This window comes from Marinobacterium profundum (assembly GCF_001528745.1).
GTDB classification, from domain to species: domain Bacteria; phylum Pseudomonadota; class Gammaproteobacteria; order Pseudomonadales; family Balneatricaceae; genus Marinobacterium_A; species Marinobacterium_A profundum.
Genome location: NZ_BCNS01000125.1, coordinates 38528 through 53326 on the forward strand (window position 1 = coordinate 38528; position 14799 = coordinate 53326).

Genomic DNA, 14799 nt, shown 5'->3' on the forward strand with positions numbered 1-14799 from the left:
CTTAAGCGACGAACACGCAGCGCAACACTGCATTTCAGTCCCTCACCCTCACCAGCTGTTCATCCCGTCTTTTATCCAGCCCTGGCAACGGCTGTTAGACGTGACCGCAAGGCGTTCAGCCACGGGTGTTCAGCAGATGATTGAGCGTGGTCTTGAGCTTCATGGGGCGAACGGGCTTGTGCATCAACAGATAACCCAGATCGCGGATCTGCTGCTTTAGCTCATGACTGTAGTTGGCGGTGACCATCAATACCGGCAGATCATCGTTGCGCTGGCGCTTGATATCGGCCACCAGGTCGATGCCATTGTCGTCGTTATCCAGGTGGTAATCGACGATTAGCAGATCCACCAGACCATCGGCCACCGACACCTTAAGCTGCAGGTCCGTCAGCGACAGCGCGGTCACCACCTCGCAACCCCAACCCTGCATCAGGGTTGCCATGCCATCACAGATGGCCTGATCGTTATCCACCACCCACAGACGCGCATTGTCGAGCCAGGCCTGGGCTGGCTCACGATGAACCGGCACGCTATCACTGCGGGGTTCGAGGGTTCCCAGTGGCACCTCTACCGAAAACACAGATCCGCGCCCTGGCACCGAGGTCACCGCCACCTGATGCCCAAGAATGCGGGAGATCTTGTCGACGATGGCCAGACCCAGGCCCAGGCCTTTGTCGTGATGACCGCCGCCCTGGGGCAGAATCCGTTTGAACTCCAGGAAAATTTCGGTGAGCTTCTCCTCGGCAATACCGATACCGGTGTCCCACACTTCGATCAGCAGACTGTCGCGGCGCCGGCGGCAGCCAAACAGAATCCGGCCGGTCTCGGTGTAGCGCAGCGCATTGGAGAGAAAGTTGCGCAGTATGCGCGCCAGCAACTGACTGTCGGAGCGAATCACCGCATCACTGCTGACAAAGCGCAGCTGCAGATTTTCCTTGCGCGCCACCTGGCTGTATTCGTTGGCGATATTCTGCAGCAGCTCGCGTACGCAAAAGGCGTTGATATCAGGCGTGATCACACCGGCATCCAGTTTGGATATATCCACCAGAGTGCTAAGCAGACTCTCGACATCGGCCAGGGAATTGCTCACCGACCCCACCAGGCGTGACACCGGCTCCGCCATATCCTGCTCCTGCAGCGCACCGGTAAACAGGCGGGCGGCGTTGAGCGGCTGTAACAGATCATGGCTCACGGCAGCGAGGAACTTGGTCTTGGACAGGTTCGCCTGCTCTGCCTCTTTCTTGGCTTCACGCAGGCGTGCCTCTATGGCAACGCGCTCATGGATCTCCTGGCGCAGCTTGTCATTCAGCGCCGTCAGCTCGGCGGTGCGTTCACCCACCCGATGTTCAAGGTGCTGATAGGCCTGTTCCAGCGCATGGGCGGTACGACGCCGCTCGGTAATATCGCGGATCATGACGAAAATACCCACGGCACGGCCGCTGCTGTCCATATTCGGCACATAGGATTTGAGCATGCAGCGCACTTCGCCGTGCAGGTTTTTCTCGTCGATCTCAAAGGTCACGCTCTCGCCGGCCAGAGCGCGCTCCATATAGGGGCGAATCTTGCGGAACTGGGTTTCGCCCTGAACTTCACTGATCAGGCGGCCATTCAGCTCGCCCCGCGGCCAGCCGTACCACTCGTCATAAACCTTGTTGCTGAACTGGTAACGCAGATCCTCGCCCACATAGCCAATCAGAGCGGGAACATGGTCGGTAATCAGGCGGATCCACTGCTCGCTTTCACGCAGGGTTTCGGCGTAGCGGTGCCGTTCGGTAATATCGGTATAGGTATTAACGTAGCCGCTCGCGGGCATGGGGTGGGTGCGAATCTCCAGCACCCGGCCATCAGGCAGGGTCTGCTCCAGCGCCTGAACACCATCACTGCATTGCAGCGCCGTAATCGGAGCCAGTACGCTAACGTCGCCGCCTGCCACCAATTCTGTGAACAGCCGCTGCTGGGGCACCTGCGCAGGGTCAATGCCGCTAAGTTCGATGAAGCGATGATTCCAGACTTCAAGTTCGCCCAGTCCGTTCACCAGGGCCACACCCTGGGAAAGGTGATCCACAAGGCTTTGCAGTAAACGGGATTTTTGCGCCAGCGCCCGTTCGCGTTTTGCCTCCTCGAAGGCCTTGAGTTCGGTAATATCGGTATAGAGCACCACCAGACCACCGTCACGGGTGACCTTTTCATTAACCTGCATCCAGTGGCCGTTAGCCAGCTTCATCACCGGGCTGCCGGAGCCTGCGCGGGAGCCGCTTTCCTCCAGAATCAGGCCATGTTCGTCGGCCAGGCGTTTAAGGTCAGCAATGGTGGTGCCGTCTTCAATGCGAATACCGGTGCCATGCCAAAAGGCGCGAAAGTGACTGTTGGACAGCAGAATACGGCGGTCGCGATCAAACAGCACAAAGCCATCGGAAATGCTTTCAATCGCATCGATCAGTCGCTGCTGCGACATCTCGGCTTCTTCACTGGCCAGGGTCAGGGCGCGATTGCTGCGCTTGAGCTGCAACAGGGCACTGTTGAGTGCTTCTGTGCGTTCGCGTACCTGTTCGGCCAGCACCACAGAATGTTCGAAGGCGCCGTAGGGGTCGGCACGATGCCCCCCACCGGATTCAACCCGCTCGATCAGGGCGCCATTGATCTTGCGCAGCTTGGCATTATCTCGCTCCAGCTCAGCGATGCGCGCCTGCAACTCAAGCATCTGCTCGGAGGCACTCATGGGCGGCGAGCTCGCAGTGCCCTGTCAGCGCAGCTCATGACGGTAACCTCCGATCGCCACACCGGTGAAGGTCTGATTCAGGTGCATGCCGTTGAACTGCTCTCCATAGGTATTAAAGCCAATAACCCGGTGCGCCTGCAGGTAATCAGATGTGACCCCATCAAGCCCTGTGTACTCGGCCTCAAGGCGACGCAGAAAACAATCGCAGCCAATGACCAGCCGCGGTGTGCCTATGGCCTGCTCTATACGTGCAAACTCGGCGTCCAGGTTTTCCAGCATGGCGCCCGGGCGCATGGCCGTCAGCACTATGCCGTTCTCCACGGCGCAGTAGAACGTCATACTCAGATCAGGATTGACCCGCTGAATGGAACGCACGTAGTAATCGTCACCGATACGAACCGCCACCGGGTTGAGCGCAAAGGCACGATAATCCAGCGCCGTCACCTCGACCCCCAGCACTCTGGCGTACTCCAGAGCCGCGGGCTCGGCATTGAGTTCGGTCACGGTACGGCTGTCCGGATCAGCACCCGTGACCACCATTTTGTCACCGGGGTGTTCTATATGGTGGCTGGAAAACACCTCGAAATCGCAGCGGGTATTGAACATCAAGACCACGGCGGCATCGGTATGAAAACGCCCCTCGAAGAACACATGGGTATTGGCGAGGTGAATATCATCGCCGGCCGAACCACCAAAATTGGGAATGCTGCCCAGCGCCGAATTAAGTGCCACCAGGAAGAGTTCCTCCTGACTCGACAGACCATCAAGCAGCGTAAGGGCAAAGGTATTACGCTTTATCGGCGCCAGGTTGCGGCCACGACAGCCCGCTGTAAGGTTTTCCACCACGGCCTGGGCGTCGGTCAGGGAAAAACGCCCTATCTGCTTCACCAGCTGACCTTCAATGGCAAAACCGCGGCCATCAAAGCCAATGGCGGTTACGCAGCCCTGACCATAGCCCTGGGGGGTAATCTCACCTGCAGTGGTGCAACCAGCCAGGCCAACGCCTGCGAAATCGGCCTGCAGCGCGGCGCCCAGGGCTTCAAGGTCGTATTCGGCGGAACAGAAGAAAAGCACAAAGCCCAAGTGAGGGCTGCGCAGTGAATCGCAAAGTTCACGCGATGCCGTGACAGAGTCGGTGCTGTAGCTCACCGCGGTGGTTGCAGCTGGCTGGAGGTCTTCGAGGGTCAACGCTAGCCTCCCGGGAGTAACAGCGTCAGTGACAGAAAGAAGGTAGATTCTATTGTAGGCGGTACCAGGGTACAGCTTAAATGCTACTTAGGAACAGCCTGCGAACATCCCTTTAAGACACTGATTAATAGCATATTTAAAGTCAACCAGGTATTGAAACCAAGGTAACACCGGCGACAATTCAGTACTTTAGTACTGAACGAAACCACAAATAAAAACGCGGTTGCAGATACTGGAGAAGGGGGTAACCAGTATCTGCAACCGCGTCACCGCGACCTGTTCGTATTACCAGGTCAGTACTGCACCGACTGCGATGGTGTCGGTATCCTCGAAGTCAGAACCACCCACGGCGACTTCGGTACGATTCAATTCTGCCACCAGCTTTAGATTTTCGTTTAGATCGTGGAATACGGCGACGGCTGTGTTGCTGTACTCGGCATCGGCGCCCATCAGCAACGGATCATTGCTGCTTTCGTTCTCACCATAGGACAAAACAAAGCGGTTTGCACCCAGTGTGTAAGAAGCCTGAGTCAAAAAACCCTGCACATCGTTGTTCTCGGACGTCACCAGATTGCTCAATCCTGCCACGGTGCCCAGTCCCTGACCATCAATGGCTGAGGCTGTGAGCGACAGACCACCGAACTTGACGTTCACGCCGCCCGACACACCACGGGAATCTACATTAGCGCCGCCGGACGCCGAACTCTGATAAAGACCACCCACCCAGGTCTTGAAGGAGCCACCATCAAAATCGCGTTTATAGGTCAGCTCGGTTTCAAACCGGGGCATCTCTTCGGACGATGCATCGCCGGTTTTGCTCGGGTCCATGATGCCGCCCGCAAACTGCAGACCCTTGGCCACCGGCGAGCGATAGGTAATCTGTGCCACCGGAAACGGATAAACATAACCGCTACCGATATTGCCGAAGGACACGTTACCGCCATCCACCAGCCCAAGGGTATCGGACACCTGGCCGTGGCCGAGCAAGAGTTCATCGGACAGAATATTGCTACGGCTGAAAAGGCCGAAGTCCTTGCCGATCAGTACCTGACCAAAGTCGCCATCCACTGTGCCGTAGAACTGACGTACGTCTATGCCACTGCGGGTACCAAGGCCTTCAGCGTCGCGATTTAAATCGGTGTCGTTAACTGTCACCCAGAAGGATGAACGGGCGCCGAGTTTAAGTTCGCCCGCCTGCTTGGTCATGTTGAAACCAATCCAGTTAGGCAAAAAGCCCATACGCACCCGGGCCTGGTCTCTATCTCCCAGAGGGCCGCCTTCCACACTGCTCTGGGTATAGAAGACATTGACCAGACCATCGGTACTGAAAGTCGTGCCCTCGTTGTCATAGAGGGTAATCCCGGCCTGGGTCTGGCCTGATAACAGCAGCGCCACCGCGGCTGGCAACAGTTTCACAAGCATTTTTTTATTTTTCATTGTGTTTCCTTGGATTGGGTTTGGCTTAAGGCTTGAGCCATTATCCGTACCCGCAACCCACCAAAACACAGCCTGTTTGGCTATAAAAAACAGTACTTTGGCGCTTGTAGCTAGAGTCGGGTGCAAAGTCGCGGTGTAGCGACGAAAAGCGTGCTACACCTCACCCTCTACCCGCCTGGGGCTTATAGACCCCAACCCGGCCCCGGTCTTAAGTAGTGCTTTATCACGCAGGTGCAACAGCCGCAGCTGCAATCCTTGTCGCAGTAACTTGTCGGTTTCAGCTATTCTGTGGAGGTATCAAAGGCGGGAACGACTGCGGACCCGCTGTTCTAACAGGAGTCGATTGATGAAAAGAATTTTTATATTGCTGATCAGCACCGCCGCGGTGCTGTTCGGTGCTGCGCCCCAGGCATCGGAACTGTCTGACCAGCTGATCAGGGATGCGCGGCAAAGCTGTGCCGCCTATCAGGCGGGCGAACTCGGTTATCAGCCCGGTACCATTCGGGTGATCGATCTCAATCGCGATGGCGTTGAGGATGAAATCATCGACGAAAGTACCTACAGCTGCACCTCGTCAGCCACCCAGTTCTGCGATGCGACCGGCTGCGGCCTCAAGGTTATTGTCAATAATCAGATTCTGGAGCGCCATGTGCGCCAGTGGCAGATCATAGATTGGGACAATGACCGCATGTTGCTGCTGTCACTGCACGGCTCCCAGTGTGGCACCCAGTCAGCCCAGGGCTGCTACGAAGCCATCACCTGGGTCGATGGAGATTTTCGTAGCGTACGTCGCTAGCGAGGCTGTCTTGCAATACCTAACTTACTGCGAACCACCTGAGCTTGGCTAAATAGTGGACAAGACTGAGCCTGAACACCATAACGGCTTCCAGGCTCAGTTCTGTTCTGATGCTAAAGGCCAAGTTCGGTCAGGCCTGGATGATCATCGGGGCGCCTCCCCGAGGGCCAGCGAAACTTGCGCTCAGCCTCGGTGATAGGCACATCGTTGATGCTTGCATGGCGCTGCGCCATCAGGCCATTGTCGTCAAACAGCCAGTTTTCATTGCCGCAGGCACGAAACCAGGCGCCGTTGTCATCCTGCCACTCGTAAACAAAGCGCACGGCGATGCGATTGTCGGTAAAGGCCCAGAGCTCCTTGATCAGCCTGTATTCATGTTCGCGCTGCCACTTGCGCTGCAGCAGGTCGCGTATTTGCTCCCGCCCGGTGACATATTCGGATCTGTTGCGCCAGCGACTGTCCGGCGTATAGGCCATGCTTACTCGATCTGGGTCCTGACTGTTCCAGGCATCTTCCGCCAGGCGGATTTTCTGCATTGCGGTGTCGCGGTTAAAGGGTGGTAGTGGAGGTCTGGGCTGCTCGGTTGTCATTTTTGATCCCCTCTGGGTCTGCTCTCGGGTATATGTTTTTGATCTTCTTTCTGGGTGTTATATCGATTACCGACTCAGTTCACAGGCCGCGAGCTGTGCCCGTAGACGCTGATTTTCTTCGCGCAACGGTTGCAGTTGCTGTTCAATTTCCGGCTGGGTATAGCGCGGCACCAGGTGCTGCGGGCAGTTCCAGTCAAAGGCTTCAATCTGCACGATAAACCCCCGTTCAATACTGGCCTTGTAATCTGGTACGGCGAGCCTGGACAGCGCCTCGCTTTGTGCATCCAGCTCGCGTACCCGACCCAGCAGCTTTAGACGGGCCTTGTTAGGATAATCCATCATGATCAGTGCCACGCGGTCGTCGATGCGAAAGTTGCCGGTGCTGATGTACTGCCGGTTGCCCTTGAAGTCGGCAAAGCCAATATTCCGATCATCAAGCACCCGAACAAAACCTGCGGGTCCACCACGGTGCTGTACATAGGGCCAGCCGGTTTCACCAACACTGGCCATGTAAAAGCTGTCTCTTGCTGCAATAAATTCTGCTTCTCGCGGACCTAAGCGATTGTGATGATCTTCGCCCTGCTCCATCCTGGCATAGCTGGAACGGCTGCCCATGGCCTGCTGCGCATCGCGCACTGAGGCGGTAAAAGCTAACTCGGCGAATCGGTGTCCCATTCTGTACCTCCTGGCTGCCGGACCCTGCAACTTGGTCGGCCTTGCGTTGCTGCGTCGGTGAAAAGTCATGATGACAAATATCACTTGCCAGAAGAATTCTTAGAAAAGACAATTAATTATTCCACCTGAAGGAATAGTCATGGATAAGTTCCACCTCATGAGCGTATTTGTCGCCGTCGCCGAACAGCAGGGTTTCGCCGCCGCCGCCCGCAAACTGGCCATTTCGCCCCCTGCGGTCACCCGTGCCATTGCCGCACTGGAAGAAAACCTGGGTATTCAGCTTTTGCAGCGCACCACACGTATCGTGCGCCCTACCGAAGCGGGTCTGCGTTATCTGGAAGATGCCAGGCGTATCCTGAGTGATGTCGATGCCGCAGCAGATGCGGCCGCTGGCGTCAACGCTCAGCCCCGTGGCCACCTGACCGTGACGGCGCCGGCGCTGTTCGGACGCATTTTCGTGCTGCCGACACTGATCGAGTACCTGGAAACCTATCGCGAAACCCGCATGTCGAGCCTCTTCCTGGATCGCATCGTCAATATGCTGGAAGAAGGTGTGGATGTGGGGGTGCGGATCGGCGAGCTGCCAGATTCCAGCATGCGCGCTCTGCGCGTGGGCTCCGTACGCCTGATGCTCTGCGCATCACCCGCCTATCTGCAGCAACACGGCAGGCCCGAAACACTGCAGGCACTAGAGAGCCACAGCATTATCGCCTCAAGCGCCGGCAGTGGCGCAGCTCTTGGAGACTGGCTATTTCACACCAGCACCGGGCCCCACAGTATTAGGGTGCAACCAAGGCTCAGTGTCACCACCAACGATGCCGCCATAGAAGCGACAGTTCAGGGATTGGGAATTACCCGGGTGCTGTCCTATCAGGTCGCAGAGCATATCAGCAGCGGCGCGCTCGAGATTTTGCTGAGCGACTCAGAGCCGGCACCGCGCCCCATTCATATAGTGCATCGCGAAGGCCGCTACGCCAGCGCCAAAGTACGTGCGCTGGTCGATCTGCTGGCACAGCGACTGCGAGCAAACCCTGCGCTAAGCCACGAATCTTAATTAAGCTTTGGGGCAAGGGGCAAGGGGCAAGGGGCAAGGGGCAAGGGGCAAGGGGCAAAACAAGATAACGGTATAAATTCGAGACAACAAGGAACATATTCAACAGGGAAGCTGGCGATGCCATTAGTGTCTGATTACCACTGCAGCCAACAGCCCCTTTGCTGAAAATATGCCTGCAGCACTTTGTAATCCGGGCAATGGTGTTCCACCAGGCGCCAGAAGCGCGGCGAGTGATCAAAATGGCGCAAATGGCACAGCTCATGAATCAGTACATAATCTGCTGCCTCAGGACGGGCCATGATCAGCCTCCAGTTCAGGGATATCTGGCCACGGCTGTCACAACTGCCCCAGCGGCGGCGAAAGCCGCGAATCGATACCCCTGCGGGATTCAGGCCCGTGTATCGGCCCAGCTCCAGCAGGCGTGGGCCAAGCACTTCCTCGGCCTGCTGTATAAACCACTGCTGTAGCAACATGCTGACCGCTTCTGCCGCAGGCCTGCGAATACGGCGTGACATGGTAACCCTTAACTCATCGCCCTCTATCCTTACCGCAGAAGCCCCCGCCAATTGCCAGTGCAAGCGGTAGTCCTGCCCCTGCCAGGGAATAAGCCCGCCCTCGACGATCTCAATGCCATGGGCTTCCTGGCGTACCTGCTGACGATCCAGATGACTCAGCACCCATTGCCGGCGACTTTGCACAAAGTCATGCACCCACTGCTCACTAACCCATTCGGGCACACGCACCAGCACCGCATCGGCGTTGATCTGTATGGCGGCGCTCTTGCGCTTGCTGCGTACCACTTTATAGTCAAACGGTAGCAGTGCCTGGTTACGACTGTCGGTCATGGGGCTGTGCAGATACTCTGTATTCTAATTTGACGGTGACTCGGCCCAACGCTCTCAACAAAGGCCGGCGGCCATTATACGGAAGAATGGATTATGGAACCGATAACTGCGTTAAATTGTGAGGCCCTGGTGGAGGAAATCCGCCAGTGCCGACACTGCCAGGGCCTGCCGGAATCCGCGCGTCCGATACTGCAGGCGGCCAGCAACGCCAGGATACTGATCATCGGGCAGGCCCCCGGTGCCCGCACCACAATCCAGGGCCGCCCCTTTGATGATGCCAGCGGTGATCGGCTGCGCAATTGGCTCGGACTCACGCGGGAACAGTTCTACGATTCTGGCTGCCTTGCCATCATGCCCATGGGGTTTTGCTTTCCGGGCTCAGCCGCCAGTGGCGACAAGCCACCGCGCAAGGAGTGTGCACCCTTGTGGCATCCGCGCCTGCTTGAATCCATGCCGAAAATCCGCCTGACGCTGCTGATCGGCCAGTATGCCCAGCGCCGCTACGTTCCGGGCAAGTACGCCTCGCTCACTGAAACAGTATTGCACTGGCGTGAACTGCCCGCGGACTGCCTTCCCCTGCCCCACCCTTCGCCACGCAACCAGCGCTGGCTCAAGAGCAACCCCTGGTTTGACGACGAACTGGTGCCAGAGTTGCGTCTGCGGGTGCAGCAGGCGCTGGCATAGCAAGCCGCCGTCGTCACAACTGGCGTACACAGGCACGCACGGCAGCAAGATAGGCTTTTTGTATTCTGGGCTCGCCGCCTTCGGCATAACGCAACTGCTCATACAGCCGTGCCACAGTGCCAATAATCGGTGCCAGATCAGGCCGCGCCAGCGCAATGCGCTGGGCATAGCGCCCCACAGGCTCACCGGGTTTGCGCCCAAGCCCGCGACTCTCGAAACGGCCACTCAGGCGCAGCAAGGCCGCATCCACCGGATCTTTTGTTTTGGGCCTGCGCTGACGCAACAGGCCGAGCGCGACCCAGCCCAGCACCAGACTGAAGGGGATCAGCAGCCCCAGCGCCAGTTTCCACAGCGTGACTTCACCAAGCAGTTTTTGCAGCAGGTCATTCTGGCGCAACTGATAACTAAGCACCCAGCGATGCCAGACAAAGTTCAGTGCATCGGTCCGCATGCGCAATGTATTGATCCAGCTAATATGCCCAAATCGCACTGGCGAAAGCGGCGTATCAGACAGAAATCCCGGCTGACTGGACAGCAGTTGCTCGGCACTTTGTTCGATACGCTCAGGTGCCACAGCTGCGGTTGGGTCGACGCGCACCCAGCCCCGCCCCTGGTGCCAGACCTCAGTCCAGGCATGGGCCTCGAACTGGCGCACCACCAGATAATTTTCATAGGGGTTCCACTCGCCCCCCAGATAGCCCCCGACAATACGGGTCGGCACACCCGCGGCGCGTAACAGGAAAGTCAGACTACTGGCAAAATGACCGCAAAAGCCTTCCTGAGTATCAAACAGAAAGTCATCAATGCTGTCATCACCCAGACGCTCCGGTGTCAGGGTGTAGCTAAATTCCCGCCCATAAAGCGCCAGCGCCCGGGCCACAAGACTTTCGGTTGAGGCATCCTCCGCTCGCCAGGACAGGGCCAGCGCCCGGGCGCGTTCGTTGCCCCGTTCAGGCAGCACCAGATAGCGCTCGCGCTGCGCCGCCGTCAGGGGTTGAAAACTGTCACTGGAAAGGCGTGATGCCAGGGCGAAGTCCACTCGCTGGCGAATCTTGGCCGGCGCCCTTAGCGTCTGATTGGCCTGCATACGCAGCGGCCAGGGAGCCGAAACCGGATAGTCCAGCGCATAGACCCAGGGCTGGCCACTGGGCTCCTGCGTAATGTTATACCGCAGCAAAGTGCCGGACTCAGAGTCTGGTGACTGGAAGAGGCTACGGTCCTTTTCCGCCTCCCAGCGCCGGCCGTCGAAACGGTCATAGGTCAGACCGCGCCAGTATCGACTGGACGGTGGCGGCGGCCTGCCATTGTCAAACTGCACCCTAAAGGCAACTTCACTGGAACCGGTCAGCCGACTCACATCCCCCGGCGACAGCGTATCCGACAGCCCAGTGCGTGCCTCGCCCTGCGCCAGGGGTGCATACCAGATCGGCCCTATGCGCGGCACCACCACAAACAACACCACCATAAGCGGCAATGCCGGCAGAACCAGCCGAATCGATGCACGCAATGGTCGCCAGAAGTCGGGATGGCGCTCGCTCTGGTAGACAGAATTCAGCGCCGCCGTTATCAGCACCAGCACCAGGGCGACATAGAGGGCATGCAACAGGCTCTGACCAAAAAGCAGCTCGGTAGCGGCAAGGAAATAGGCGACATAAATCAGCACCAGTGCATCGCGGCGCTTGTAAATTTCGAGCAGTTTGAGGGAAAAACCCGCGAACAGCAGCGCCACCGCGAGTTCAGGCCCGTTGCCCCGACCGATAGACATGATCACACCGATGCCGGCCGTCACCGCCATCATGAACTTAACGCTCCAGTGCGGAAAGGATGTGCGCCCCAGATACACCCACAGGCGCCAGCCCAGGGCGCCAAACGTCATCAGCGGCAACCACCAGGGCAGGCGCAGACTGTGGGGCAAAAGCACTGCGACCACCATAAGCAACTGCCATAACAAGGCCGGGCGAGTAAGTTGATACACCGCCTTCATGGCGCCGCCCGCCCATGCAGCGCCAGAGCTCGCAGTACCTGATGCCGATGCCGGCCGCCACGCCCTGGCGGGATTTCTCCCCCAGGCAGGCGCAAGCCGTACTGAACCGGCTGGCGCGCCAGTTTGAGCGCCCAGTAACACAGCCGTGACAGCCGCTGTTCAGTGTCCAGCTCTGGCCAGAAAGACCAATCGAGCCAGAGCTGCTCATCGGCGTGATCCACAAACTGCTTGGCATGTAGTCCCTGACCTGCGGCCAGTTGTTTCCAGGCGATATGGCGCGGTGACATGCCCTGCTGGTAGGTTTCAAGGCCGGCGAAGTCCTCGCTGCCGCGCCCGCTGGCCACAGAGCCGCGCTCACCGCTACCAAGTCCCTGGGGCAGGAGGCCGCCTTCGATCGGACGCGGATACGCCAGAGCCTGCAGGTCGGTTTCGAGCCAGGTCCAGGCGCGCAGCAGACCCAGCGGGTACAAGGTTTCAATCAGCAAGGCTCCCGGTCGCCACCAGCCCCGCTCCACAGCCTGGGCATAGAGGCGCACACGCCTTTCACTGTCGTCGATCAAATCACAGCTCACCGGTGTCTGATCCACCCAGGAAAGCTGCAGCGCTTCGTAGTTGCGCCGTCGTCCGGCCCGCAGCAGCAATTCAAACTCGGCGTTTTCTCCGACCAGACAGGGCTTGGCAGAGAGCGCGGTAATAGTGAGGCCGGCAAGGTTGCTGTAGGTATGCAAAATGGACACAACAAAGAGCGACAGCAGCACAAAACTGACCGCATACACCAGGTTATTTTCGTAGTTGATACCCAGCAGCAGGATCACCAGGGCGGCAAACAGAAACCACAGACCGGCCTTGGTCGGGAAGATGAAAATACGTTTTTGCGTCAGCGTCAGGCTTCTGGCAGGCGCATGACGCCCCAGTGCCCAGCGGCGCGCCCGTGCGCCAAGCCTGCGACTCCAGCGCTCAGACATGGGGAACCTGCAACCTTTGCGACGACCGCGGACATGCAGCCTGTCGGGTTTTTCCGCAGGTTAGCGTTAAGTCCGGCAGGCTGCTATCCAACCACATCGACCTGCTCCAGCATCTGCCGGATCAGGGCCTCGCTGCCGTGTCCGCCCACCTGCTCGGCCACGCGCAGTCGATGCCCTACCACTGGCTCCAGCAGGCTTTGCAAATCCTCGGGCACAACATAGTCGCGTCCGTGCATATAGGCCCAGGTGCGAGCACACTGCAACAGCGCCAGACTACCCCGCGGGGACACACCATAGGCAAACTGGGGTGATTCACGGGTGTACTGCACCAGTCGCTGCAAGTAATCGATCAGGCTGCTGGACACCCTCACCGCCTGACACTCGGTGCGAATGGCCTCCAGATCATCCTGATCAATACAGACCGCCAGGGGCGCACGCCTGTGACGACTGTGACCTTCTGTGAGCAGCTTGCGTTCGGCTTCCGGGTCCGGATAGCCCAGTTCAATTCTCATCAAAAAGCGATCCAGCTGCGATTCTGGCAGTGGGAAGGTACCAAACTGGGTGTTCGGATTCTGCGTCGCAATCACAAAAAAGGGCTCCGGCAACGGATGACTCTGACCATCAAGCGTGACCTGGCGCTCTTCCATGGCTTCGAGCAAGGCACTTTGGGTCTTGGGCGTGGTGCGGTTGATTTCATCGGCCAACAGCATCTGGGTGAATACCGGGCCAGGGTGGAAACGAAACGCAGAAGTGCTCTGATCAAAGATGGATACACCGACAATATCCGCCGGCAGCATATCGCTGGTGAACTGAACGCGCTGAAAACTCAATCCCAGTACCTGGGCAAGTGCGTGGGCCAGGGTCGTTTTTCCCATTCCGGGCAGATCTTCAATCAGTAAATGGCCCTGGGAAAACAGACAGGTCAACGCCATTCGGATCTGGCTTTGCTTACCCAGTATCAGGGTACCAACGCTGCTGACGGCGCGTTCGACCTTTTCCCGCAGGGCGACATTCTGTTTGTTATCCGCAGTCGATACCTGCATTGGCATTACCTCAATGACGGACTCCGTAGAAGGACCCCTAATGCTATTAACGGGCTGCTAACCCGCCCCTGCCGGGCGCCCCATCATCTCATTAAAACAGCCGCCTGCAAATTACGGACGCCTTACAGCAAGACACCTGCCGTTGTTACAACGGCAGGTGTCAGTTTCGCGCCACACTCTGGCGCAGCTTCAGAATTTAAGCGGTATCGAATCGCGATGATAATCCATCACAACGCCGGCGCAGGTTTCATCATGGGGCGTAATCTGAACCAGATTGGCTTCGTGTACTCCTGCGCGGTGGCACACATCGTAGGCCTGGGTAACGTTGGCACAGGTGATTACAGCGCCATGATTGTCCTTGATCAGCTCCTTGCCACCCTCATATTCCACTTCAACCACCATGGGGCCACAGCCGGATTCGATAAAATTGACCGCTTTCAGCTTGTGACTTGAAACCAACGTCTTGAACTCGGAAATTTGCATATGCGCCCTCCGCAGATTGCACTGGGCAAGAGCCTGAAGGCAGATAGCCTCTGCCACTTCAGTGCTGTCACCTGATTGCAGCCAGTCCTTGAGCCGACATTTAAAAGCAAAAGCCAACCAATGCCCGTCTGCTGCACCTGCAGTATAGAAGCTTTATGACAACGGCTAGTGTAGTGTTGCACTCTTGGTGGTGCTTTAGAACGCGCTCATTTTTTCGCCAGCCAAGGCGTGAGGCAGAGTCATAGTGGGGCTACGGCGACAACGAACAACGCAGGATGGCGGAAAAAGGGGCCGTTATAAGCTTCATATAGCGTGAAACACTACACTAGGAGGCTG

At 57.8% G+C, this 14799-nt stretch carries 13 protein-coding genes; 3 read left to right on the forward strand and 10 right to left on the reverse strand.

Features of this window, described 5'->3' with window-relative positions; all coding sequences use genetic code 11:
- Positions 1-115: 115 nt before the first annotated feature.
- The 3 genes from MPRO_RS14120 to MPRO_RS14130 all read right to left on the reverse strand — a co-directional run bounded on the left by MPRO_RS14120 (position 116) and on the right by MPRO_RS14130 (position 5344).
- Positions 116-2719, reverse strand: a complete 2604-nt coding sequence (locus MPRO_RS14120; protein WP_067293793.1) for a hybrid sensor histidine kinase/response regulator — start codon at positions 2717-2719, stop codon at positions 116-118.
- Between the two features lie 24 nt (positions 2720-2743).
- Positions 2744-3907, reverse strand: coding sequence for a nitric oxide-sensing protein NosP (gene nosP / locus MPRO_RS14125; protein WP_067293796.1), 1164 nt, complete (start codon positions 3905-3907; stop codon positions 2744-2746).
- Positions 3908-4192: 285 nt separating this feature from the next.
- Positions 4193-5344 (reverse strand): porin family protein, encoded by a 1152-nt coding sequence (locus MPRO_RS14130; protein WP_067293800.1) that lies wholly within the window; start codon positions 5342-5344, stop codon positions 4193-4195.
- A 346-nt stretch (positions 5345-5690) separates the two neighbouring features.
- Between MPRO_RS14130 and MPRO_RS14135 the strand changes: the two genes are divergently transcribed.
- Positions 5691-6140: a hypothetical protein gene (locus MPRO_RS14135; RefSeq protein WP_067293805.1), complete on the forward strand. Its 450-nt coding sequence runs from the start codon at positions 5691-5693 to the stop codon at positions 6138-6140.
- 113 nt (positions 6141-6253) lie between these two features.
- On the opposite strand, the gene MPRO_RS14140 is transcribed toward MPRO_RS14135, so the two are convergent.
- Both MPRO_RS14140 and MPRO_RS14145 read right to left on the reverse strand, forming a co-directional pair.
- Positions 6254-6730: a nuclear transport factor 2 family protein gene (locus tag MPRO_RS14140; protein ID WP_067293806.1), complete on the reverse strand. Its 477-nt coding sequence runs from the start codon at positions 6728-6730 to the stop codon at positions 6254-6256.
- A gap of 66 nt (positions 6731-6796) precedes the next feature.
- The gene (locus MPRO_RS14145) at positions 6797-7405 is read right to left on the reverse strand and encodes a pyridoxamine 5'-phosphate oxidase family protein (protein ID WP_067293809.1); all 609 of its coding nucleotides are present in this window, start codon (positions 7403-7405) and stop codon (positions 6797-6799) included.
- 139 nt (positions 7406-7544) lie between these two features.
- On the opposite strand from MPRO_RS14145, the gene MPRO_RS14150 reads away from it, so the two are divergent.
- Positions 7545-8459: a LysR family transcriptional regulator gene (locus MPRO_RS14150; RefSeq protein WP_067293812.1), complete on the forward strand. Its 915-nt coding sequence runs from the start codon at positions 7545-7547 to the stop codon at positions 8457-8459.
- 134 nt (positions 8460-8593) lie between these two features.
- Here the strand turns inward: MPRO_RS14150 and MPRO_RS14155 are convergent, their stop codons facing one another.
- The gene (locus MPRO_RS14155) at positions 8594-9304 is read right to left on the reverse strand and encodes a M48 family metallopeptidase (protein WP_067293817.1); all 711 of its coding nucleotides are present in this window, start codon (positions 9302-9304) and stop codon (positions 8594-8596) included.
- A 93-nt stretch (positions 9305-9397) separates the two neighbouring features.
- Between MPRO_RS14155 and MPRO_RS14160 the strand changes: the two genes are divergently transcribed.
- On the forward strand, positions 9398-9988 hold the full coding sequence (locus MPRO_RS14160) for a uracil-DNA glycosylase family protein (protein ID WP_067293821.1): 591 nt from the start codon (positions 9398-9400) through the stop codon (positions 9986-9988).
- Positions 9989-10001: 13 nt separating this feature from the next.
- On the opposite strand, the gene MPRO_RS14165 is transcribed toward MPRO_RS14160, so the two are convergent.
- From MPRO_RS14165 to MPRO_RS14180, 4 genes are all read right to left on the reverse strand, one after another.
- A complete protein-coding gene (locus MPRO_RS14165; RefSeq protein WP_082708782.1) occupies positions 10002-11972 on the reverse strand; it encodes a transglutaminase TgpA family protein in 1971 nt (656 codons plus the stop codon).
- Positions 11969-12937 carry a DUF58 domain-containing protein gene (locus MPRO_RS14170; protein ID WP_245635101.1) on the reverse strand — a complete coding sequence of 323 codons (969 nt, stop codon included), beginning with the start codon at positions 12935-12937 and terminating at the stop codon, positions 11969-11971. The genes MPRO_RS14165 and MPRO_RS14170 overlap by 4 nt, the downstream gene beginning before the upstream one ends.
- 83 nt (positions 12938-13020) lie before the next feature.
- Positions 13021-13980, reverse strand: coding sequence for an AAA family ATPase (locus tag MPRO_RS14175; protein ID WP_082708784.1), 960 nt, complete (start codon positions 13978-13980; stop codon positions 13021-13023).
- 189 nt (positions 13981-14169) lie between these two features.
- Positions 14170-14463: a DUF6482 family protein gene (locus tag MPRO_RS14180; RefSeq protein ID WP_067293830.1), complete on the reverse strand. Its 294-nt coding sequence runs from the start codon at positions 14461-14463 to the stop codon at positions 14170-14172.
- Between the last annotated feature and the right edge of the window lie 336 nt (positions 14464-14799).